Origin of the sequence: Actinomadura bangladeshensis, from assembly GCF_004348335.1 — a bacterium.
GTDB classification, from domain to species: Bacteria; Actinomycetota; Actinomycetes; order Streptosporangiales; family Streptosporangiaceae; genus Spirillospora; species Spirillospora bangladeshensis.
Genome location: NZ_SMJW01000092.1, coordinates 1 through 21960 on the forward strand (window position 1 = coordinate 1; position 21960 = coordinate 21960).

Below are 21960 nucleotides of genomic sequence, written 5' to 3' on the forward strand. Positions count from 1 at the left end.
CTCTGGGGCGGGACGGGCTGTGGGGGCGTGGCCCTGGTGGGAGCGGTGTGGGGGTGTGCGCGTGCGTTCGTACGGGGGAGCGGGGCCGGCCGGTGTGGGTCGGCCGGCGTCCCCGCGCCGTAGGGGTTTCTGCGGCCTGGTCAGATCCAGGAAATGCCGCGCATGGCGATATCCCCCTCAGGATGTGCTGAGCACCGCGATCCCGCGGGCCCGGATGCGGGTGGCCGGGACGGTCACCCGCATGTGCCTTCCCGAACGTACCTGTTTCACGCCCGTTCCGCACACGTTGCAACTATCGTGTTACACAACGTGATTCGCGTAAGGGGGAAGGATGACGGCAGTGCAGTCGTCCGCCGAGGACCGTGGTGGGGAACTGGCCCGCACGCCCGGGCGCCGGGCGCGACTGGGGCGTCCGTCCCTGCTCGTGATCTACGTGCCGGTGGTCGTCGCCGTACATCTGGCGCTCATCGTCGCGGGGCTCGTGGAGACCCCGTTCCGGGCCGACGACCTGATGACGTTCGCGGCGCTGCTGGCGTGCGGGGCGGTGTGCATCGAGGCGACCCGGCGGCTCGGCATGCCGGCCGGGGTCGCCCGCGACCTGCTGTCGGCCTGGTGGCTGCCGGTCGCGCTGCTGCTGCCGCCGGTGTACGCGTTGCTGATCCCGGTGCCGGTGCAGACGCTGCTGCAGTTCCGGGTGCGGCGGACGCTGATCTACCGGCGTGCGGTCGTCGCCGCCGCCCTCGGGATCGCCGGTGCGTGCGCCTCCATGGTGTTCCACCTGGTGGTGCCGGAGCCTCTGGAGGGCGCGCCGCAGTGGGTCGTCGACGCGTATCCGGGCATCCCGGCCGCCGTCGGGTGCGCCGCGCTGTTCACGGTGGTGAACGCGGCGCTCGTCGCGGTCGCGGCGCACGCGGCCAACCCCGAGAGCCGCTGGCGGGACGTCCTGTGGACCCGCGAGAGCCTGCTGCTGGACGTGGTGGAGCTGTGCGTCGGCATCCTCGTCGCGATCACCAGCGCCCTGTCGCTCGGCCTGCTCCTGCTGGCGCTGCCCCCCGTGATGCTGCTGCAGCGCAGCCTGATGCACCAGCAGTTGCAGGCCGCGGCCCGCACCGACGCCAAGACGGGCCTGCTGAACGCGGCCGCGTGGCAGCGGGAGGCCGACACGGAGCTGTCCAGGGCGCAGCGCACCCACGACGCGGTCGCCCTGCTGCTGATCGACATCGACCACTTCAAGCGGGTCAACGACACCCACGGCCACCTGATCGGCGACCAGGTGCTCGTGGGGGTGGCCAGCACGCTCTGCCATCAGCTGCGCGACTACGACGTGGTGGGCCGGTTCGGCGGGGAGGAGTTCGTGGTGCTGCTGCCGGGCGCCGACACCGTGGAGGCGTGCCGCGTGGCCGAACGGCTCCGCGGCCGCGTCCGCAGGCTCGCGGTGCCGGCCGAGGAGGGGACGGTCACGGTCACGGTGTCGGTCGGTGTCGCGCTCTTCCGCACCCACGGCCAGGACCTGCTGGAGCTGCTGGCCGCCGCCGACCTGGCCCTCTACCGTGCCAAGTCGTCCGGCCGCGACCGGGTGTGCCTGCCGGCGCTGGAGGGCCCGAAGGCGTCCGGCGGCACCTGACCCCCGCGCCGGGAGCCGGGTCCGGCGGGGGCGACGAAGCGGTGCCCGAGACCCTCTAGGCTTGAGGATATGGCCGAGTACATCTACACGATGCAGCGTGTGCGCAAGGCACATGGCGACAAGGTCGTCCTGGACGACGTCACCCTGCATTTCCTGCCGGGCGCGAAGATCGGAGTCCTGGGGCCGAACGGCACCGGTAAGTCGACGCTGCTGCGGATGATGGCCGGTCTGGAACAGCCCTCCAACGGCGACGCGCGCCTCATGCCGGGGTTCACCGTGGGCATGCTCCAGCAGGAGCCGCCGCTGAACGAGGAGAAGACCGTCCTCGGGAACGTGCAGGAGGGCGTCGCCGAGACCAAGGCGATGGTCGACCGGTTCAACGAGATCGCCGAGAAGATGGCGACGGACTACTCCGACGAGCTGATGGAGGAGATGGGCAAGCTGCAGGAGCAGCTCGACCATCGCAACGCCTGGGACCTCGACAGCCAGCTGGAGCAGGCGATGGACGCGCTCCGCTGCCCGCCCGGCGACGCCGACGTGAGCAGGCTGTCGGGTGGTGAGCGGCGGCGCGTGGCGCTGTGCAAGCTGCTGCTGGAGGCGCCCGACCTGCTGCTGCTGGACGAGCCCACCAACCACCTGGACGCGGAGAGCGTCCAGTGGCTGGAGCAGTTCCTCGCCAAGTACGAGGGCACCGTGCTGGCCGTCACCCACGACCGGTACTTCCTCGACAACGTGGCCACCTGGATCCTGGAGCTCGACCGCGGCCGCTGCTACCCCTACGAGGGCAACTACTCCACGTACCTGGAGAAGAAGGCCGACCGGCTGAAGGTCGAGGGCAACAAGGACGCCAAGCGCAAGAAGCGCCTCCAGGACGAGCTGGAGTGGGTCCGGTCCAACCCGAAGGCGCGGCAGACCAAGAGCAAGGCCCGCCTGGAGCGCTACGAGGAGATGGCCGCGGAGGCCGCCAAGACCCGCAAGCTGGACTTCGAGGAGATCCAGATCCCGCCGGGCCCGCGCCTCGGCAACACGGTGATCGTCGCCGACAAGCTGACGAAGGGCTTCGACGACCGGCTCCTGATGGACGACCTGTCGTTCAACCTGCCCCCGAACGGCATCGTCGGCGTCATCGGCCCGAACGGCGTCGGCAAGACCACGCTCTTCCGCATGATCGTCGGCGAGGAGCAGCCGGACTCCGGTGAACTCCGGCTCGGTGAGACCGTCAAGGTCTCCTACGTCGACCAGGGCCGCGGCGGCATCGACCCCAAGAAGACGGTGTGGCAGGTCGTCTCGGACGGGCTCGACCACATCAACGTCGGCCAGGTCGAGATGCCATCCCGCGCCTACGTCGCCGCGTTCGGGTTCAAGGGCCCCGACCAGCAGAAGCCGGCGGGCGTCCTGTCGGGCGGTGAGCGCAACCGCCTCAACCTGGCGCTGACCCTCAAGCTGGGCGGCAACGTCCTGCTGCTGGACGAGCCGACCAACGACCTGGACACCGATACCCTCTCCAGCCTGGAGAACGCGCTCCTGGAATTCCCCGGCTGCGCCGTGATCACCTCGCACGACCGCTGGTTCCTGGACCGCATCGCCACCCACATCCTCGCGTGGGAGGAGGGCTCGAACTGGTTCTGGTTCGAGGGCAACTTCGCCGACTACGAGAAGAACAAGATCGAGCGCCTCGGAGCCGACGCCGCCCGCCCCCACCGCGTGACGCACCGCAAACTCACCCGCGACTGACCCACCACACCACCCCGAACGGCCGCGCGAACACCCCACCGGTGCCGCGCGGCCGTTCGCCTTCCCACCCCGCCGCACGGATAGGCGCGGGGTCGCTGCGGCGCCCTCACCCGCACCCTGCTGCCGTCCGCTTTCCATCCCGCCGTGCGTATCGGTGTGGGGGCGCTGTGGTGCCTTCACCGGTGTCCTGCGGCCGTCAGGCTTTCCGTTCCGCCGTACGGATAGGTGCGGGGTTGCTGCGGTGCCCTCACCGGTGTCCTGTGGCCGTCCGGCTTTCCGTTCCGCCGTGCGGATCGGTGTGCGAGTGCTGCGGTGCCCTCACCGGTGTCCTGTGGCCGTCCGGCTTTCCGTTCCGCCGTGCGGATCGGTGTGCGAGTGCTGCGGTGCCCTCACCGGTGTCTTGCGGCCGTCAGGCTTTCCGTTCCGCCGTGCGGATCGGTGTGCGAGTGCTGCGGTGGCCTCAGCGGTGTCTTGCGGTCGTCGGGCTTTCCGTTCCGCCGTGCGGATAGGTACGGGGTCGCTGCGATGGCCTCAGCGGTGTCTTGCGGTCGTCGGGCTTTCCGTTCCGTCGTGCGGATCGGTGTGGGGGAGAGGTGGGGGTGAATTTGGTTCGAGGTGTTGTTGGGGGAATGTCTGGTTTGGTGAGTGTTTTCCAATTTTCTGACGGGCTTGACTGGAGGCATCAGGGCTGGGTGGTGGAGGTTTTTGGTGACCTGGCGGTCATTGGTGTTTTCGATCACTGAGTGGCGGGGTGGATGTTGGTGATTGTGAGCTCCAGGGGCAGTCATATGCGTAAGACTGGGATGAAAGTCGTTCGTGCGACTGCGGAGGAGCTTTGTGGTGGAGTCGCTGAGGTGGATCTTCTGCGGCGGGCAATTGCCGGGCCGGGCGGCGCGGTGAGCGGGGACCGGGAGACGCTGACGTCGTTCCCGGCGTTCTACCGGCACTGGACGCCGCGGCTCACCGGGTATCTGCGGGCCCAGACGGCCGACGGACGCTGGGTCGAGGCCATCACGCGGGAGAGCCTGCTCGCCGCGCGGTGCGGCTGGGACGAACTGGTCACCTGCGAGCGTCCGGGCGTCTGGCTGTTCCGGGTCGCGACCACCCTGCTGCGGCGCTGGCAGGCGAAGGCGCGCGAGCAGTGCACGTCGCTGGACGAGATGGTCGCGGGCGAGCCCGGAGGGCGGCCGGACGTGCTGGCGGCGGTCCGCGGGCTGCCGCGCCGGCAGCGTGAGGCCGTCGCGCTGCACTGCCTGCTGGAGTTCCCCGTGCCGGACGTCGCGCGCATCCTCGGCGTGAGCGAGGACGCCGCCGCGACGCATGTGGAGCGGGCGCGCGGGCGGCTGGCCGGGCTCGTCGGCGCGGCGGAGGGTGGGGCGCGGTGAGGGGGCCTCGTGACGGCGCCGTGCGGATGCCGTCCCGCGGGGGCCTGGACGGTGCGCTCGCCGATGCCGCGTCGGCCATCGCGTCCATGCCCGAGGGGGAGTTCGCCGTCGGGCTTCGCGAGGTGGAGGAGGAGTTCCGGCGGCGGCAGCGCGACGACATCGTGCGGGCCAGGCACGCGTCGTTCGTCGAGTCGCTCGAACTGGACCGGGCCGCCTACGAGCTGGCGCGCCGCCACGAGGCGGACGGGAACCTCGGCGAGGCCGCCCGCTGGTACCGGATCGCGGCCGGCAACGACCACGCGGACGCCGCGCTCCGCCTCGGCCGGACGCTCGACCGGCTTGCCGGTTCGCGCGGCCGCGAGGACCTGTCCCTGGTCACCGAGGCGGCGCAGGCGTACGCGGAGGCCTACGCGGCGGGCCATCCCGAGGCCGCCGACCGCATCGATGAGATGCTCGCCGGTTTCCGGCCGGAGCCGCGGGCCCGCTGCGGCCGCGTCCGCGACGTCCCGGCGGACCGGGTGCTCAGCGAGGAGGAGATCCGGGAGCTGAGCCGGCACGCGGCGCGCTGCACCACCTGCCTGGCGGAGTTCGCCGGCCTGCTGAACAGTGTCTCGGCGGCGCTGCCGTCCGGTCCGGTGACCGATCCGTTCGCCCCCGAGGACTGATACCTTCCGCGCATCGAACGATGCGTATTTCGTGTTGGACAGGTATCGTTCCCGTCTCCTATCGTCCGTTGCGGACCCCACGGACGGAGGACGGACCTTGGTGCAGCTCACCGGACGCATGGTGATCGGCTTCGACCGTGTCGCCGGCACGGGGAGGGCGATCACCGCCGTCGACCCCCGCACCGGTGCGCGCCTCGACCCCGAGTACCGCTACGGCGGCGAGGACGACGTGGCGCGCGCCTGCGCCCTGGCGGAGGAGGCGTTCGACGCCTACAGGGCGACGACCGCCGAACAGCGGGCCGCGTTCCTCGACGCGATCGCCGAGAGGCTGGACGCCCTCGCCGGCGACCTCGTCCAGCGCGCGATGTCCGAGACGGGCCTCCCCGAAGCGCGGCTGACCGGCGAGGTCGGCCGCACCACCGGGCAGCTCCGGCTCTTCGCAGCCGACCTGCGCGCCACCGCCGCGCCCGGCTCGCTGGACGGCCTCCGCGAAGGCGACCGGCCGATCCTGAGCACGGACCCCGCGAACGAGGGCGGGCCCGAGATCCGGCAGGGCCGGGTGCCGCTCGGCCCGGTCGCGGTGTTCGGCGCGAGCAACTTCCCGTTCGCGTTCTCCGTGGCCGGCGGGGACACCGCGTCGGCGCTGGCGGCGGGCTGCCCGGTCGTCGTGAAGGCGCACGACGCCCACCCGGGGACGTGCGAGCTGGTCGGACGCGCGGTATCGGAGGCCGTCCGGGCGGCGGGCCTGCCCGAGGGCGTGTTCTCGATGCTGTACGGGGACGGCCCGACGCTCGGCATCGCGCTCGTGACCGACCCGCGCATCCAGGCGGTCGGGTTCACCGGATCGCGCAAGGCGGGCCTCGCGATCGCGCGGGCGGCGGCGAACCGGCCGCGTCCGATCCCGGTCTACGCGGAGATGAGCAGCGTCAACCCGGTGTTCCTGCTCCCGGACGCCCTCGCGGCGCGCGCCGGCGACCTGGCCGAGGGGTTCGTCGGGTCGGTGACGCTCGGCGCGGGGCAGTTCTGCACCAACCCCGGGCTCGTCTTCGCGGTCAAGGGCCCGCACCTCGACGCGTTCCTGGACGCCGCCGCGAAGCGGATCGAAGCCGATCCCGGCGCGCCGATGCTCACGCCGGGCATCGCGAGCGCCTACGCCGAAGGCGTCCGGCGGCTCGAAGGCCGTCCGGACGTGGAGATCATCGCGCGCGGGCGGGAGCCCGACGCGGCGGCCGGCTGCCGGGCCGCGCTCGCGGTCGTGGACGCCGCGCACTTCGGCCCCGACCTGGAGCAGGAGATCTTCGGCGCCTGCTCGCTCGTGGTCCGCTGCGACGACCTCGACCAGGCCGTCGACGTGGCGCGCGGGCTGGAGGGCCAGCTCACCGCGACGATCCACGGCGGGGGCGACGACGCGGCGCGGCTGCTGCCCGTCCTGGAGCGGCTGGCCGGCCGGATCCTGTGGGACGGCTGGCCGACCGGCGTCAGGGTCGGGCACGCGATGGTCCACGGCGGCCCGTTCCCGGCGACGTCCGACGCGCGCACGACGTCCGTGGGGAGCCTCGCCATCGAGCGGTTCCAGCGGCCGATCGCCTACCAGGGGGTCCCCCGATGAGCACACCGGTCGTCACCGGGATGCGGGTCGTGCCCGTCGCCGGGCACGACAGCATGCTGCTCAACCTGGGCGGCGCGCACGGCCCGTTCTTCACCCGGAACGTGCTGCTGCTCACCGACTCGTCCGGCGCCACGGGCGTCGGCGAGGTGCCGGGCGGCGAGGGCATCCGCAGGACGCTGGAGGACGCGCGCGGACTGATCGTCGGCAGGCCCATCGGGCGGTCGGACGAGATCCTGAACTCCGTCCGCGCCGCCTTCGGCCACCTGGACGCGGGCGGGCGCGGCCCGCTCACCCACGACACGCGCATCACCGTCCACGCGCTGACCGCGGTCGAGTCGGCGCTGCTCGACCTGATGGGACGCTTCCTCGGCGTGCCGGTCGCGGCGCTGCTCGGCGACGGCGTCCAGCGCCGGGCGATCCCGATGCTCGGCTACCTGTTCTACATCGGCGACCGGAACAAGACCGACCTTCCGTACGAAGCGCCTCCGAAGGACGCGGACGGCTGGTTCCGGGTGCGGCGCGAGGAGGCGCTGACGCCGGAGGCGATCGTCCGGCAGGCGGAGGCCGCGCAGGAGCGGTACGGGTTCGCGGACTTCAAGCTCAAGGGCGGTGTGCTCCGGGGCGATGAGGAGGCCGAGGCGGTGCGGGCGCTCGCCGAGCGGTTCCCGGACGCGCGCATCAACCTCGACCCGAACGGCGCGTGGTCGCTGGAGGAGGCGATCCGGATCGGCGACGCGCTCAAGGACGTCCTCGCCTATGCCGAAGACCCGTGCGGCGCCGAACTGGGCTACTCCGGACGCGAGACGATGGCGGAGTTCCGCCGCGCGACCGGCCTGCGCACCGCCACCAACATGATCGCGACCGACTGGCGGGAGCTGGGCCACGCGATCCGGCTGGACGCGGTCGACATCCCGCTCGCCGACCCGCACTTCTGGACGATGCGCGGCTCGGTCCGGGTGGCGCAGCTGTGCGAGGCGTGGGGCCTGACCTGGGGCTCGCACTCCAACAACCACTTCGACGTGTCGCTGGCGATGTTCACGCACGTCGCCGCCGCCGCGCCCGGCGCGATCACCGCGATCGACACGCACTGGATCTGGCAGGACGGCCAGCGCCTCACCAGGGACCCGCTGCGGATCGCGGGCGGGGAGATCGCCCTCCCCGACGCGCCCGGCCTCGGCGTCGACATCGACGAGGAGCGGCTGGAGGAGGCGCACCGGCTCTACGACGGGTACGGGCTCGGCGACCGCGACGACGAGGCGGCGATGCGGTACCTGATCCCCGGGTGGACGTTCGACCGCAAGCGCCCCTCACTCGTCCGGGACTGAACTACTGCGGGTAACATCGGGCCGACCCCCGGTTCCCCATACCCCAGGCGAGGACATGCAGCGGACGCCTCCGGCCGAGTACCGGCACGTCTACGAGTTCTACATCCGGTTCGGCGACATCGACTCCCAGGGCCACGTGAACAACGTCAAGTTCCTGGGCTACCTGGAGGACGCGCGGCTGGAGATGTTCCACGGCGACCCGGTGCGCAAGGGCGAGCAGCCCGTCCGCGGCATGGTGATCTCGCGGCACGAGATCGACTACCGGCTGCCGCTGATGCCGACCGTGTACCCGATCCGGGTGGAGACCTGGGTGACCGAGGCCCGCGCCGCCTCGGTCAAGCTCGCCTACGAGGTGCGGGACGACGAGAACGTGTACGCGGAGGCGACCTCGACGCTCGTCGCGTTCGACGTCGAGTCGAACCGGCTGCGCCGCTGGACGCCGGAGGAGCGCGAGTTCATCGGACGCTACGTGGTGCCCCGCGCATGACCACGCTGGCCGGGCCGTCGCCCGTGCTGGACGGGCGGCCGCCCGGTGTGCGGCTCCGCGTCGTCCAGATGGCGGACGCGGAGGAGCTCGCCGCGCTGGTCCGGGAGAACCGCGAGTACCTGCGCCCCTGGGAACCGGAGCGGGACGAGTCGTACTTCACGGTCGACGGCCAGCGCGACAACCTGCACGACCTCATCGAGGCGTACGCCGCCGGTGAGATGTGGCCGGGGGCCGTCATGGTCGACGGTGAGCTCGCCGGGCGGATCACGCTCAACAACGTCCTGCGCGGCCCTCTGCAGAGCTGCTTCGTCGGCTACTGGGTGGCGCGCGCGCACGCCGGCCGCGGTGTCGCCACAGAGGCGCTCAGGCAGGCGCTCGACGTGGCGTTCGGCGCCATGCGCCTGCACCGCGTCGAGGCGTTCACACGGCTCGACAACCACGCGTCCCAGCGCGTCCTGCTGAACAACGGATTCACCGCCGTCGGGACGGCCCGCCGCCACATCCACCTGGACGGACGCTGGCATGACGAGCGCCTTTTCGAATGCCTGGCCCCATGGGACGACGGAGTGGCGCTGACCCCGCCCGCGTGAACGGCGTTTCGGCCCCGGCGGCCCGGTGACAACCGAGCTGTCACGGATAGGTAACAAGCGTTACAGCAATCCGTTTTCGGCCGTCTTCTCCCTCTAGTGTCGCGACGCGAATGTGGAGAACCCACGTGAAAGGGGCACAATGCGGCGCGTCTCACGAGGAGCGATGGCACTGCTGCTCGCCGCCGGAATGACCGGGGCGGGCGCAACGGCCGCGCAGGCGGCGATCATCACGCAGGCCGGTCCCGCCCGGGCCGGCGCGGCCCAGGCGGGCGACATTCTCGCCCAGCTCACGGCCATTCCCGGAATGCAGGTGACGGAGAAGACCTCGACGATTCCCGGCTACCGCTGGTTCTGGCTGGAGTACCGGCAGCCCGTCGACCACCGCAAGCCCTGGGGGCCGTGGTTCGAGCAGCGCATCATGCTGCAGCACAAGTCGGCGGACAAGCCCATGGTGCTCTACACCAGCGGCTACAACACGCCGGAGGTGATGTTCACCTCCGAGCCGACGGCCCTGGTCGACGGCAACCAGATCTCGGTGGAGTACCGCTACTTCACCCCGTCCCGTCCCGAGCCGACGGACTGGACGAAGGACACGATCTGGCAGGCCGCCACCGACGAGCACCGGCTCATCGGCGCGCTCAAGACCATCTACAAGGGCAAGTGGATCTCGACCGGTGCGAGCAAGGGCGGCATGACGGCCGTCTACCACAAGCGCTTCTACCCGAACGACGTCGACGGCAGCGTCGTGTACGTCGCGCCCAACGACGTCAACAACAACGACGACCGCGCCTATGACAAGTTCTTCACGACCGTCGGCGACGACCCCCAGTGCCGGGCCCACGTCAAGGCGCTCGCGCGCGAGTTCCTGAAGCGCCGTCCCGCGATGCTCAAGCGCTTCAAGGCCGCCGCCGACGAGCAGGGCCTGACCTTCACCATCCTGCGCACGCAGGACCGCGCGTTCGAGAATTCGGTAATGGACTACGAGTGGGCGTTCTGGCAGTACAGCCTGCAGTCCGACTGCGCGTCCCTGCCGTCGGTGGACGCCTCCGACGACGAGATCTACCAGACGCTCGACACCATCTCCGGGCTGTCGTTCTACAGCGACCAGGGGCTCGCGCCGTACATCCCGTACTACTACCAGGCGGGCACGCAGCTCGGCTGGCCGTCGCCCAAGTTCAAGAACCTGCGGCCGCTGCTGCGTTACGAGAGCAGCTACCAGCCGCGCACCTACGTCCCGCGTGACATCCGGATGCGGTTCGACCACGGCCGCGCCATGCGCGACATCGACCGCTGGGTGCGCCACAACTCGAACCACATGCTGTTCCTGTACGGCGCCAACGACCCGTGGGGCGCCGAGCCGTTCACGCTCGGCCGCGGGGCCCGCGACTCGGCCGTCTACGTCGCGCCGGACATGAACCACAGTGCCCGCCTCATCGCCAGGCTGCCCGCCGACGAGCAGGCCAAGGCGGTCGCGGACGTCAAGCGCTGGGCGGGCGCCGAGACCGGCGTCCAGACCTTCAAGTCGGCGCCGCGCGCCGACGACCCGCTCCAGCTCCAGCGCCCGCCGCTGTAGCAGGACGTCACCCGGCGAAGGCTCGCGGTGCGCCGGCTGTGCGCTGACCCCTGGCACGGCCCGGCGCACCGCGTCGCCATCTTGGACTCGGCTAGCGGCTGGACGTGAGCCAGGCGGCGGTGTCGCCGGGGAGCAGGTCGCCGTAGAGCGGGGCGCTGGTCAGCAGCGGGGTGCCCGGCGGGAGGCGCACCGGGTTCTCGCCGCAGTTCAGCGCGCAGGTGAGCGGGCCGCGCCGGAAGAACAGCGCCGTGCCGGGGGAGTCGAGCCACTCCACGTCCTCCGGCAGGACGCCGGCCAGCCGGCGGCGCTGCGCCAGCGCGTCGCGGTACCAGGTCAGCATGGAGGACGGGTCGGACGCCTGCGCCTCCGCCGTCAGGGACGCCCAGTCCGGCGGCATCGGCAGCCACGGCCGGACGCCGCCGGGGGAGAACCCGTACGGTTCGGCGTCGCCCGACCAGGGCAGCGGGACGCGGCAGCCGTCCCGCCCGGCGAGCTCCCCGTTGGTGCGCTCGTAAATGGGGTCCTGGCGAGCGCCGTCCGGGAGATCTGTCACCTCGGGCAGGCCGAGTTCCTCCCCCTGGTAGAGGTACGCCGAGCCGGGGAGCGCCAACAGCAGCAGGAGTGCCGCCCTCGCTCTGGCGCGTCCGATCCCAGGGAGGCCCCCTGCCCGCTCGTAACGCGTCACGTGGCGGATGGAGTCGTGACTGGACAGCACCCATGTTGGCGCGGCACCCGTAGGCGCCACGGCCTTCAACGCGGCGACGATCACGTCATGGAAGGCCGTCGCCGACCACGAAGCCAGTTGCAGGTCGAACTGGAAGACCTGGTGCAGTTCGTCTGGACGCAGATAGAGCGCGAGGTCTTCGGGACCGTTCGTCCACACCTCGCCGATGGCCATGCGGTCGCCGTCGTACTCGTCCAGGATCTGCCGCCACCTGCGGTACACCCCGTGCACTTCCGGACGGCTGTAGATGGGGCCGTTCGGGGCGCGGCGGTCGTTCGAGCCGAGGTCGCGGAACGACGCGTCCTTGAACAGGCCGGCGGCGACGTCGATGCGGAAGCCGTCCACGCCGCGGTCGAGCCAGAACCGCAGGACGTCCTCGAACTCCTGCGCGACCTCCGGGTTGCGCCAGTTGAAGTCCGGCTGCTCGCGCGCGTACAGGTGCAGGTACCACTCGCCGTCGTCCACGCGCGTCCACGCCGGCCCGCCGAACGCGGACGGCCAGTCGTTCGGCGGGTCCTCCTCGCCGGGACGCTCGCCCGGCCGCCCGGGACGGAAGATGTAGCGCGAACGCTCCGCCGACCCCGGCGGCGACGCCAGTGCCTCCCGGAACCAGCGATGCCGGTCGGAGGAATGGTTCGGGACGATGTCGATGATCAGCCGCAGCCCGTGCGCGTGGACGTCCGCGACGAGGGCGTCGAAGTCGTCCAGCGTGCCGAACCGCGGGTCGACGTCGCGGTAGTCGGCCACGTCGTAGCCGCCGTCCGCCAGCGGGGACGTGTAGAAGGGGGTGAGCCACAGCGCGTCGACACCGAGGTCGCGCAGGTGGCCGAGCCGGGACCGGATCCCCTGGAGGTCGCCCTCGCCGTTCCCGTCGGAGTCGGTGAAGCTGCGGACGTAGACCTCGTACACGACGGCGTTGCGCCACCACGGGATTCGCGTCATACACGCCGATCTACCCGTTTACGCCGCGACGGTCACGCGTCCGGCGCCATGTGGCCCGCGTCACCCGTCCCGCGTCAGGAGGGGGCGTTCACCAGGCTCCGCGCCGCCATCGTGAAGTAGTCCCAGAGCTGCTTCTCCAGCGGCTCGGGCAACTCCAGCTCCTCGACCGCGTCCCGCATGTGCTTCAGCCACCGGTCGCGCTGGGCCTCGTCGATCACGAACGGCACGTGCCGCATCCGCAGCCGCGGATGCCCGCGCCGCTGGCCGTAGGTGTTCGGGCCGCCCCAGTACTGGATCAGGAACAGCCGCAGCCGCTCCTCCGCGGGACCGAGGTCCTCCTCGGGGTACATGGGGCGCAGATCGGGGTCTTCCGCGACGCCCTGGTAGAAGCGGTGCACCAGCCGATGGAAGGTCTCCTCGCCGCCGACCGCCTCGTAGAAAGTCACCTGTTCAGCCATAGCGCTCCCCACCATATGTGAGATGCGTCCCGATCCTCACCTTGATCGCTCACGCTGGCGGGGTGGCCACCGTGACGCCCGCCTCGTCGAACGAGCGCTTGACGCGTTCGCGCAGCTCGCGGGCGATGTCGCCCTGCTTTCCGGGCGCGGTCTTCAGCACCACCCGGATCACGATCGCGTCGCCGGCGAGGGCCTGCACGCCCCACACCGACGGCTGCTCCAGGACAAGCTCCTTCCACGCCGCGTCGCCGGCCATCTCGTCGGCGGTGGCCTGCAGGATCTCCTTGACCTTCTCGGTGTCCTCGTGGATGTCGACGGGGATGTCGAGGACGGCCCGGCCCCAGTTCTGCGACTCGTTCCCGACCTTCTTGATCTCGCCGTTCGGGACGTACCAGACGACGCCGTTGACGTCCCGCATCCGGGTGACCCGCAGCGTGACGGCCTCGACCGTCCCCTTCGCGCTGCCCACGTCGATGAAGTCGCCGACGCCGTACTGGTCCTCCAGCAGCATGAACAGCCCGGCGAGCAGGTCCTTGACGATGTTCTGCGCGCCGAACCCGACCGCGACGCCGATGACGCTCGCGCTGGCCAGGATGGGCGCGAGGTTCAGGCCGAGCGAGCCGAGGATGCTGAACAGCGCCGTCCCCATGATCAGGACGGACGCGATCGAGCGCAGCACCGAGCCGAGGGTCTGCGCCCGCTGGGCCCGCCGCTTGTTCAGCAGGACGGGGCTGCCCTCGAAGACCGCCCGGGAGCGCTCGCGGGCCCGCTCCGACATCGTCCCCTCGGCCATCCGCAGCGTGACCTTGGTGATCATGCGGTGCGCGATGTTCTTCACCACCAGCGCGATCACGAAGGTGATGATGATCAGCAGCAGCGTGGTGAGGGGCCTGTCGAGCCACGTCGCGAAGAACCTGGTGAATCCGGTGTCGTGCGAGACGTTCCAGACCAGCCGGCACGCGGTGGTCGGCCGCGGCTCGCCGCAGGCCGACTCCGGCGAGCCCTTGTCGGCCCAGGGCAGCACGGCGGGCCCGGCGAGCGCCGGAGCGGACGTGGTGAGCGACGCGGCGAGCGCGGACCCCGCGAGTGACATGGTGCAGACCCTCCCCGGCCATTGTGGTGCCTCGCCACCTCGACCGTGGACCCGCGGCGCCGTACGAGCCCGATCGTAGGGGACGGTGACGAACGGTTCGTACGGTGCCGGGTGAGATGGCGCGACGTGGCCGGGGAGGGGCTGTCCGGCGAGCGTGTCCCGCGGGCCCGCGGCTGCCGCGCCTTTCCGGCCGCGGTCCGCGGGACACGCCCGGTCCTGGGGGGAGCCGGGTGTCGATCATGGGTGCCGGTCATGGGTGCCGGTCATGGGTGCCGGTCATGGGTGCCGGTCATGGGGTTGCCGGTCATGGGGTGCGGGTCGTTCGGGGAGTGCGCCCTCGGGCGGGCTCTGCCTCAGCGGCGGCCGCCCGCCCCGCTGGGGAGCGGCTGGAGCACGCGCGCCAGCTTCATGGCGGCGCCCCCCACGTCGTCCACGCGGTGCATGCGCTCCCCCCACGACCACCAGAAGTAGTGGTCCTTCGTCTCGGGAGCCGGCGCGCAGGTGACGTCCTCCGCCAGGCTCGCGGCCTCCGGGTTCACGACCCGCAGGAAGGCGGGCCCCGAACGGGTCCGGACGACGCGGGCGACCAGCCCCTGCGTGTCGAGTTCGTGCTCCAGCTCTTCCAGGTAGCCGACGCGTCTGTCGCTGACCACCGTGACACCCCCTCCATGGCGAGCACCGGGCGCTGACCGGACCGGCCGGATGATCGACTCTGTGAATCCGTTCGGTCACTCGCGGCGAGAATTGCAACTCTCACACTGGCGGGTCAAGAGACCGGCCGTCCCGCGAAGTACCGGATTACCCCACCTCAGGGGAAGGCTCTCCTCCCTCGGAGGAAGAATCTCTACCCACGGAGGACGGCACGCCTCCGACCCCCGCCCTCTTCTGCGAAACCGCTTGGCGACCCCCGTGACGGGGGTTACGCTGCGTGCGCGAGAGATTATCTGTCGTGGCCATCTAGCGACCGGTCGCCGTGGCAGGGACGATCGCCCTCCCCCTGGGAACGGCGTCCCCGCCCGACGGTGAGGAGGCCGGAGTCGATGTCGGATCCCCCCCGGAAAGAAACGGACGTGGCTCGCCGGATCCGCGCGCATGCCCTGGCCCGGGGGCAAGGTCCGGTCCAGATCGCGCAGGAGATCCACGAGCAGTGCGGCCCGCTGTTCGGCACCAGCCGGATCAAGGCGCACCGGCTCGCGCACGGCGTCGCGCTGTCCGACATCGTGGCGCAGGTCAAGGCCCTCTACGAGGTGGACGGCAAGCCGCCGCCCCGGCTCGGGGAGACGCTGCTGTCGGCCTACGAGAGCGGCTACAAGCGCCCCGGCCCCGAGTACCTGCACTACATCTGCGCCGTGTACCGGGTCGAGCCCGACGCGCTCGACTACCAGAGTCCCTGCATCTGCGGCCGCGGCCACGCGGCTCGCACGGGCGCCCCCGGCGTCCCCCAGCCGCGCGCCCCCGAGCGGCGCCCGGCGCCACCGGCCGCCGACGCGCTCGTCGGCGCCATCGTCCCCAGGGGCGAGGAACGTCCCTGGATCACCGTGAACGACTTACGGGGCCCCGACCGCGCCGAAGGCCCCCTGACCATTGATGTGGGAGAGGAGGACATCGTGCTTCGTAGGACCCTTCTGCAACTTCTGGCCGGAGCGGGCGTGGCGCTCGACGGTCAGTTCCTTGGGGCCGTCGACAACCTGCGCCGCAAGATGGACGACACCCTGGTCGGCGCGACCGTCTCGCCGACCATGCTGGACCAGTGGGAGGAGACGACCTACGGCTACGGCCGGCAGTACCAGGCGACGCCGTCCCTGCGCATGCTCTGCGACGTCCTGCTGGACTTCAGCGAGGTGCGCCGCATGTGCGACAAGCGGCAGCCGGTCGAACTCCAGGAGCGGCTGTGCCGGATCGCGGCGCAGCTGTCCGGGCTGTCCGGGCTGATCATGATCAACCTGGGCGACCACCGGCTCGCCCGGTCGTTCTTCCGGACCGCGCGCACCGCCGCCGACGAGACCGGCGACCGGCAGCTGCGCGCCTGGGTGACCGTCCGCGAATCCCTGGTGCCGATGTACTACGGCGACCCCCGGGAGGCGCTGCACCTGGCCCGCAAGGCCCAGGACCTCGCCGGCCGGACGCCCGGCGTCGCCGCCGCGATGGCCCCGGCCGTCGAGGCCCGCGCGCTCGGCATGCTCGCGCTGCGCGGACGCGGCGACGCCGCCCCGAGCGCCCGCCGGGCGCTCGTCCGCGGGCGCTCGGTCTTCGACCAGCTCTCCAAGACCGACACCGGCGACCTGGTGTTCGGGTTCACCGACCGGCAGATGGCCTTCTACGAGGGCGACACCTTCACCAACCTCGGCGACCACAAGCACGGCGACGAGGTGCTCAGCCACGCCCTCACCCTCTACTCGCCCACCGACCGCGTCGACCTGACCCTGGTACGCCTCGACCGCGCGATGTGCAAGCTCCACGCCGGCCATCCCGACGCGGCGCTCACCGCGGGCCGGGAGGCCATCCTCGACCTGCCGGCCGACCACCGGTCCGACATCCTCGTGCACCGGGCCCGCCAGATCGGCGCGGCCGTGTCGGCCAAGCACGGCGACATACCCGCGTTGAAGGACTTCTACGAGGCGCTCGCCGGGCCCTCGGTGAAGAGCCCGGCCTCCGTCCCCCCGGCCGAACAGGTCTGACCTCGCATGGGCAGCACCTTCTCGCAAGACCGCCTCGTCCGGATGCAGGACGAGCCCCCCGTATGGAGTTTCGGCGACCTCCGGATCCGCCGCTACCGCGCCGCCGACCACGGCACCGTCCTGGCCCTGCACCGCGCGGGCCTGGCCCAGGTCGGCCTGCGCCCCGGCGACGGCGTCTACTACGACCACGACTTCTTCCGCATGGAGGACATCTACCTCCGCAACGACGGCGAGTTCCTCGTCGGCGAACTCGGCGGCCGCATCGTCGCGATGGGCGGCCTGCGGCGGGCCGACCTCATCCCGGGCGGCCACGCCCGCGCGTTCGGCGGCTACGCCCCCGGTTCCCCCGCCCTGGACGCCGTGGAGATGGTCCGCCTGCGCGTCCTGCCCACCGTGCAGCGCCGCGGCTACGGCGCCGCGCTGGTCCGCGCCCTGGAGGAGCGCGCCACCGAATACGGCTACCGCCTCCTGCGCGCCGACACCACCGAACTCCAGGCCCCGGCCCTGGCGCTCTACCGCGTGTTCGGCTGGCGGGAGACGCGTCGCGAGACCATCGGCGGCATCGTCAACATCTACCTCGAGAAACCCCTGCGCTGACCCACCGCACGAGCCCGTACGGATACGACACAACCCCCTCCTGGAGGCTTCCCAACCCCAGGAGGGGGTCGCTTGGTCGCACGGGTGTTCCGTGCGTGTTCTTGTGGGAGCGTAGCGCGATCCCCGGGTGCGTCCTAGTAGCGGGGTTCGGGAAGCCTTCAGGGGCGCCGGCCTCCGACCACCTGCATCAGGGGGTAGCGGTGCCGCCGGACGCCGGTGAAACCGCGCGCGGTGAGCGCTCGGACGACCTCGCCGTCGCCGAAGACGGTGAAGCCGGTGGCGCGGCGGAGCAGCTCGCCGCCGATGCGGGCGCCGGGCAGCGGGGACGGCCGGCGCGACGTGAGGATGATGAGCCGGCCGCCGGGCTTGAGGACGCGGGTCATGCCGTCCACGGCCTTCCACGGGTCGTCGAACAGGTAGAGGGCGCCGAAGCAGCAGACGGCGTCGAACACGCCGTCGCGGAAGGGGAGGCCGACGGCGTCGCCGCGGACGTAGCCGATGTTCCCCCGCGGGTCGCGGACGGCCTGGGCGAGCATGGTCTCGGAGGCGTCGAGGCCGACGACGAGACCGCTCGGGGCGACGCCCTCGGCGAGGGCGCGGGTGACGTTGCCGGGGCCGCAGGCGACGTCCAGCACGGTCGCGGGGCGGTCGGGGGTGAGGCCGAGCCAGTCGCGGGCCATCGCGTGCTCGGCGGCGGTGCCGGGGCCGAACGGCCAGCCCTTGGCGACGTTGAAGCCGATGGGGCGCCAGACCTTCTCATAGATCCGCGGCAGGAACGTCGACTCCATCGCCGACTGGGCGAGGGACGGCTTCGCCGGGGGCCCGAGCAGGTCGAGGTAGCCCGCGGACAGGTCCGGTGCCTCGGGCGGCTCGCGGAGCAGGTCGAGGACCCGGTCGGCGGTGGTCTGCGGCGTCACCGTGCTCATCACGCTATTAGACCACGAGTCAATTCGTCCGAGCCCTCCGGGAAGGCCAGCCCGGTCTGCGCGGCCATGAACGTGAGGGTGTCGGTCATCAGGTCGGCCGAGCGGCTCACCGAGCGGGCGGCGTGGCCGACCTCGGCCTCGTTGCGCAGCAGGATCGGGGCGCCGGACGCGGTCGCGTGCTGGAGGGCGGCGCACAGCTTGCGCGCGTGCAGCGGATCCACCCGGGTGTCGCTGCCGAACGTCGTGAACAGGACGGCCGGGTACGCGGTCCCCACGTGGACGTTGTGGTACGGGGAGTAGCCGATGAGCCAGCCGAACTCCTCGGGGTCGTCGGCCGTCCCGTACTCGTCGTTCCAGGTCTGGCCGAGGCCGAACCGCTCGTAGCGCACCATGTCGAGCAGCGGCGCGGAGCAGACCACCGCCCGGTACAGGTCGGGGCGCTGGGTGAGGGCCGCGCCGACGAGCAGGCCGCCGTTGGATCCGCCCGAGATCGCGAGTTGCGCGGACGTGGTCAGGCCGTCCGCGATCAGCTTCTCGGCGGCGGCGTGGAAGTCGTCGAACACGTTCTGCTTGCGGTCCCGCATGCCCGCGCGGTGCCACTCCTCGCCCTCCTCGGACCCGCCGCGCAGGTTCGCGATCGCGTAGACGCCGCCCGCCTCGACCCACGCCAGGATGCTCGCCGAGTAGGACGGCGTGAGCGAGATGTTGAAGCCGCCGTAGCCGTACAGGATCGCCGGACGCGGACCGGTGAGGCCGGGACGGGACGCGACCAGCATCCGCACCCGCGTCCCGTCGCGCGAGGTGTAGACGACCTGGCGCGTCTCGATCTCGGGGACGGCGACCGTGCCCGGCGCCGACGCCCACAGCGTGGTCTCGCCCGTACGCGCGTCGTAGCGCATCACCGACGAGGGCGTGACGTTGTCGGTGTAGCCGAACCACGCCTCGTGCCCGCCCTCGGGACGCTCGATGATCCCGCCGATCGAGCCGAGGCCCGGCGTCGGCACGCTCCCGATCCGCTCGCCCGTCTCCAGGTCGTGGACGGTGATCTCGCTGATCGCGTGCCGCGTCCACCCGGCCAGCAGGACGGGGCGCTCCAGGCCGTCCAGGATCGCGAAGTCGGTGAGGACGGCCTCCGGGTCCTCCGGGAGGAGGTCCCGCCACCGCTCGTAGGACGGGTCGGACGGGTCGGCGACGCAGAGGCGGGACCGCGGCGCGTCCCGGTCGGTGAAGATGTAGGCGCGGCCGTCCCGGCCGACGTGCAGGCCGGTGCCGGCGTCCACGCCCTCCTGGACGACCCGCAGCGCGGGCGCCTCGAGGGACGACGCGGACAGGTCCGCGATCCACAGGTCGTTGCGCGGCGCCGTGCCCTGCGACGACGAGACCGTCAGCCAGCGCCCGTCCCGGCTGACCCCGACCCCGTAGTAGTTGGTCTTGTCCATCCCCGCGCCGAAGACGAGCACGTCGGCGGTGTCGGGTTCGGTGCCGACCCGGTGCAGGTAGACGCGCCGGTGGTACTGCTCCTCGCCCGCCGGGACCTCCCGCGCGGGCAGCCGCCGCACGTAGTAGTACGCCTCGCCGCCGGGCAGCCACGCCACCGACGAGTACCGCGCCCGGTCGATCGGCCCCTCGACCCGCTCGCCGGTCGCGACGTCCATGACGTACAGCAGCGACTCCTCGTCCCCGCCGGTCGAGACCTTGTAGGCGAGCAGGCGCCCCTCCTTGTCGGGCTGCCACCCGTCGAGCGTCGTCGTCCCGCCCGGGTCGAGGGCCATGGGGTCGACCAGGACGTGTTCGGAGCCGTCCGGGTCCACCGTGTAGAGGACGGGATGCTCCTGGTCGCCGGTGCGCCGGGTGAAGAACCGCCGCTCGCCCCGCCACACGGGGGAGCCGACGCTGCCCGCGCCGAGCAGTTCGCCGAGCCGCTCGCGCAGCCGCTCGCGACCCGGCAGCGCGTCCACGACCTTGTGGAAGAGCCGGTCCTGCGCGGCGAGCCACTCCTCGGTGTCGTCGGCCTCGGCGTCCTCCAGCCACCGGTACGGGTCCGCGACCCGGTGACCGTGGATGTCCTCGACGATGTCCTGGCGCTGCGCGGGCGGATACGGCGTCATGTATGCACTGTATTGGCCGTTCCGGGCCACCCGTCCCGCACACTCCGACTCGCCGCGAACCCGCCCCCGCGTTCGATCCGGCCTCCGAAGGGGGATTATTGGGGTAGCGGACGGACTCCATCAGACGCCACACTGATGGAGGTCGGTTCGCCCCTGGGGAGGTCCTCATGGCGAGTGCGCAGGAACCGGAGACAATAACCGGGCCTCGGTTCGAGGCGCGGACGACCGCGCCCGCCGAGGCCGACGCACAGCAGAACCCGGTGGAGGCCGTCTGATGCGGCAGGTCCTCCTCCTGAACGCGACGTACGAACCACTCACCACGCTCCCGCTGCGGCGGGCGGTCTGCCTCGTGCTCCGGGAGAAGGCCGAGATCGTCCACCACGACGCCTCGGGGGCGGTGCTGCACTCCGCGACGATGGCGGTGGAGGTGCCGTCCGTCATCCGGCTGCGGCGCTACGTCCGCATCCCGTTCCGCACCCGCGTCCCGCTGACCCGCGCCGCGCTGATGCGCCGCGACAACTTCCGCTGCGCCTACTGCGGCCGCCGCGCCGAGACGATCGACCACGTCCACCCGCGCAGCCGCGGCGGCAAGCACGTCTGGGAGAACTGCGTCGCCTCCTGCATGACCTGCAACCACCGCAAGGCCGACCGCCTCCTGTCCGAACTGGGCTGGACGCTCAGCATCACCCCCGACGTCCCCCGCGGCGCCCACTGGCGCCTCATCGGCCTCGTCCACGACGGCGACCCCCAATGGGCCCCGTACGTGGCCGAACCCGCTGCGTAACCCAGGAGGCGACCCCGCGCCGGCGGGCAGGCCCGCGCTCCGGTGGCTGGGGCTTATCCTGGTGGCGTGCCTCGTTATGACTACCGTTGCCGGGCGTGCGGGTCGACCTTCGAGGTCTCGCGTCCGATGATCAATGCGTCCGATCCGGCGCCGTGCCCCGAGGGGCACGACGACACGGTGAAGCTGCTGTCCACGGTCGCCGTCACCGGCACCTCGCGCGGGACCGCGCCCCCGCCGAAGCCCGCCGGCGGAGGCGGCTGCTGCGGCGGAGGCTGCTGCTCCTAGCCGTTCTGGGCCGCCCGCATCGCCCTGCCGGTGGCGGCGGCGTCGTAGTCCGGCGGGACGCCCTGCAGCAGCACGGCCGTGCCGTCGATGTGGTCCGTGCGCATGGGGAGGATCGCCTGGTAGGCGTCCGACTCGTACCAGCCGCGGGCCTTGTCCATGTCGGGGAACTCGATGAGGACGTAGCTCCCCTCCAGCGGGCCCTCGACGACATCGGGGTTGCTCCCGTGGACGAGGAAGCGGCCGCCGAACGGGTCCAAGGTGGCCTGGATGCGCTCGATGTAGACGAAGACGTCGTCGTGCAGCGGCGGCTGGGGGCGCAGGTGGGCGAGTGCGTAGGCGGGCATCGTGGACTCCCTTGGGTAGTGGCCGCCGG

General features: G+C 71.7%; 19 protein-coding genes and 1 pseudogene. 13 read left to right on the top strand and 7 right to left on the bottom strand.

The annotated features are described in order from the left end of the window. The first annotated feature begins 331 nt into the window (after positions 1–331). From E1284_RS19165 to E1284_RS19205, 9 genes are all read left to right on the top strand, one after another. The gene (locus tag E1284_RS19165) at positions 332–1624 is read left to right on the top strand and encodes a sensor domain-containing diguanylate cyclase (RefSeq protein WP_131940780.1); all 1293 of its coding nucleotides are present in this window, start codon (positions 332–334) and stop codon (positions 1622–1624) included. 69 nt (positions 1625–1693) lie between these two features. Further along, a complete protein-coding gene (gene ettA / locus E1284_RS19170; protein WP_131940782.1) occupies positions 1694–3358 on the top strand; it encodes an energy-dependent translational throttle protein EttA in 1665 nt (554 codons plus the stop codon). Between the two features lie 854 nt (positions 3359–4212). After that, a complete protein-coding gene (locus E1284_RS19175) occupies positions 4213–4743 on the top strand; it encodes an RNA polymerase sigma factor (RefSeq protein ID WP_131940783.1) in 531 nt (176 codons plus the stop codon). Continuing rightward, a complete protein-coding gene (locus tag E1284_RS19180; protein WP_131940785.1) occupies positions 4740–5408 on the top strand; it encodes a hypothetical protein in 669 nt (222 codons plus the stop codon). The genes E1284_RS19175 and E1284_RS19180 overlap by 4 nt, the downstream gene beginning before the upstream one ends. 100 nt (positions 5409–5508) lie before the next feature. Then, entirely contained in the window at positions 5509–7017 is a 1509-nt protein-coding gene (locus tag E1284_RS19185) for an aldehyde dehydrogenase (NADP(+)) (RefSeq protein ID WP_243714593.1), read from the top strand. Beyond that, positions 7014–8342, top strand: coding sequence for an enolase C-terminal domain-like protein (locus E1284_RS19190; protein ID WP_131940787.1), 1329 nt, complete (start codon positions 7014–7016; stop codon positions 8340–8342). The genes E1284_RS19185 and E1284_RS19190 overlap by 4 nt, the downstream gene beginning before the upstream one ends. Before the next feature lie 55 nt (positions 8343–8397). After that, positions 8398–8829 (top strand): acyl-CoA thioesterase, encoded by a 432-nt coding sequence (locus E1284_RS19195; protein WP_131940789.1) that lies wholly within the window; start codon positions 8398–8400, stop codon positions 8827–8829. Further along, positions 8826–9419 (top strand): GNAT family N-acetyltransferase, encoded by a 594-nt coding sequence (locus E1284_RS19200; protein ID WP_131940791.1) that lies wholly within the window; start codon positions 8826–8828, stop codon positions 9417–9419. The genes E1284_RS19195 and E1284_RS19200 overlap by 4 nt, the downstream gene beginning before the upstream one ends. A gap of 163 nt (positions 9420–9582) precedes the next feature. Further along, positions 9583–10992 carry a S28 family serine protease gene (locus E1284_RS19205; RefSeq protein ID WP_243714590.1) on the top strand — a complete coding sequence of 470 codons (1410 nt, stop codon included), beginning with the start codon at positions 9583–9585 and terminating at the stop codon, positions 10990–10992. Positions 10993–11083: 91 nt separating this feature from the next. Here the strand turns inward: E1284_RS19205 and E1284_RS19210 are convergent, their stop codons facing one another. The 4 genes and pseudogenes from E1284_RS19210 to E1284_RS19225 form a co-directional block, all read right to left on the bottom strand. Beyond that, entirely contained in the window at positions 11084–12658 is a 1575-nt protein-coding gene (locus E1284_RS19210; RefSeq protein ID WP_131940795.1) for a glycoside hydrolase family 13 protein, read from the bottom strand. An 80-nt stretch (positions 12659–12738) separates the two neighbouring features. Continuing rightward, a pseudogene (locus E1284_RS19215) lies at positions 12739–13104 on the bottom strand (globin); the annotation flags it as partial. A 61-nt stretch (positions 13105–13165) separates the two neighbouring features. Beyond that, complete coding sequence (locus tag E1284_RS19220; protein ID WP_131940797.1) at positions 13166–14209, bottom strand: mechanosensitive ion channel family protein; 1044 nt, start codon at positions 14207–14209, stop codon at positions 13166–13168. A 353-nt stretch (positions 14210–14562) separates the two neighbouring features. Further along, on the bottom strand, positions 14563–14862 hold the full coding sequence (locus E1284_RS19225; protein WP_131940798.1) for a hypothetical protein: 300 nt from the start codon (positions 14860–14862) through the stop codon (positions 14563–14565). Between the two features lie 417 nt (positions 14863–15279). Here E1284_RS19225 and E1284_RS19230 point away from each other — a divergent pair, with 417 nt between their 5' ends. Together E1284_RS19230 and E1284_RS19235 are read left to right on the top strand one after the other, a co-directional pair. After that, the gene (locus tag E1284_RS19230) at positions 15280–16887 is read left to right on the top strand and encodes an NsdA family TPR-like regulatory protein (protein ID WP_243714591.1); all 1608 of its coding nucleotides are present in this window, start codon (positions 15280–15282) and stop codon (positions 16885–16887) included. Between the two features lie 6 nt (positions 16888–16893). Then, positions 16894–17484 carry a GNAT family N-acetyltransferase gene (locus E1284_RS19235; protein ID WP_131940800.1) on the top strand — a complete coding sequence of 197 codons (591 nt, stop codon included), beginning with the start codon at positions 16894–16896 and terminating at the stop codon, positions 17482–17484. A 158-nt stretch (positions 17485–17642) separates the two neighbouring features. On the opposite strand, the gene E1284_RS19240 is transcribed toward E1284_RS19235, so the two are convergent. Then, positions 17643–18410 (bottom strand): class I SAM-dependent methyltransferase, encoded by a 768-nt coding sequence (locus tag E1284_RS19240; protein ID WP_131940802.1) that lies wholly within the window; start codon positions 18408–18410, stop codon positions 17643–17645. After that, entirely contained in the window at positions 18410–20518 is a 2109-nt protein-coding gene (locus tag E1284_RS19245) for a prolyl oligopeptidase family serine peptidase (protein WP_131940804.1), read from the bottom strand. The genes E1284_RS19240 and E1284_RS19245 overlap by 1 nt, the downstream gene beginning before the upstream one ends. A 274-nt stretch (positions 20519–20792) precedes the next feature. Here E1284_RS19245 and E1284_RS19250 point away from each other — a divergent pair, with 274 nt between their 5' ends. Both E1284_RS19250 and E1284_RS19255 read left to right on the top strand, forming a co-directional pair. Beyond that, positions 20793–21302: an HNH endonuclease gene (locus E1284_RS19250; RefSeq protein WP_131940806.1), complete on the top strand. Its 510-nt coding sequence runs from the start codon at positions 20793–20795 to the stop codon at positions 21300–21302. 66 nt (positions 21303–21368) lie between these two features. Further along, positions 21369–21587, top strand: a complete 219-nt coding sequence (locus tag E1284_RS19255; RefSeq protein WP_030171066.1) for an FmdB family zinc ribbon protein — start codon at positions 21369–21371, stop codon at positions 21585–21587. Here the strand turns inward: E1284_RS19255 and E1284_RS19260 are convergent. Beyond that, on the bottom strand, positions 21584–21931 hold the full coding sequence (locus E1284_RS19260) for a DUF1330 domain-containing protein (protein ID WP_131940807.1): 348 nt from the start codon (positions 21929–21931) through the stop codon (positions 21584–21586). The two genes, E1284_RS19255 and E1284_RS19260, sit on opposite strands and share 4 nt — an antisense overlap. Between the last annotated feature and the right edge of the window lie 29 nt (positions 21932–21960).

Bases quoted from the DNA above. Each gene is read 5' to 3' on its own strand.
- E1284_RS19165 (WP_131940780.1), top strand. From the start codon at position 332: ATGACGGCAGTGCAGTCGTCCGCCGAGGACCGTGGTGGGGAACTGGCC.
- ettA (WP_131940782.1), top strand. From the start codon at position 1,694: ATGGCCGAGTACATCTACACGATGCAGCGTGTGCGCAAGGCACATGGC.
- E1284_RS19190 (WP_131940787.1), top strand. From the start codon at position 7,014: ATGAGCACACCGGTCGTCACCGGGATGCGGGTCGTGCCCGTCGCCGGG.
- E1284_RS19195 (WP_131940789.1), top strand. From the start codon at position 8,398: ATGCAGCGGACGCCTCCGGCCGAGTACCGGCACGTCTACGAGTTCTAC.
- E1284_RS19200 (WP_131940791.1), top strand. From the start codon at position 8,826: ATGACCACGCTGGCCGGGCCGTCGCCCGTGCTGGACGGGCGGCCGCCC.
- E1284_RS19205 (WP_243714590.1), top strand. From the start codon at position 9,583: ATGGCACTGCTGCTCGCCGCCGGAATGACCGGGGCGGGCGCAACGGCC.
- E1284_RS19210 (WP_131940795.1), bottom strand. From the start codon at position 12,658: ATGACGCGAATCCCGTGGTGGCGCAACGCCGTCGTGTACGAGGTCTAC.
- E1284_RS19220 (WP_131940797.1), bottom strand. From the start codon at position 14,209: ATGTCACTCGCGGGGTCCGCGCTCGCCGCGTCGCTCACCACGTCCGCT.
- E1284_RS19235 (WP_131940800.1), top strand. From the start codon at position 16,894: ATGGGCAGCACCTTCTCGCAAGACCGCCTCGTCCGGATGCAGGACGAG.
- E1284_RS19240 (WP_131940802.1), bottom strand. From the start codon at position 18,410: ATGAGCACGGTGACGCCGCAGACCACCGCCGACCGGGTCCTCGACCTG.
- E1284_RS19245 (WP_131940804.1), bottom strand. From the start codon at position 20,518: ATGACGCCGTATCCGCCCGCGCAGCGCCAGGACATCGTCGAGGACATC.
- E1284_RS19250 (WP_131940806.1), top strand. From the start codon at position 20,793: ATGCGGCAGGTCCTCCTCCTGAACGCGACGTACGAACCACTCACCACG.
- E1284_RS19260 (WP_131940807.1), bottom strand. From the start codon at position 21,931: ATGCCCGCCTACGCACTCGCCCACCTGCGCCCCCAGCCGCCGCTGCAC.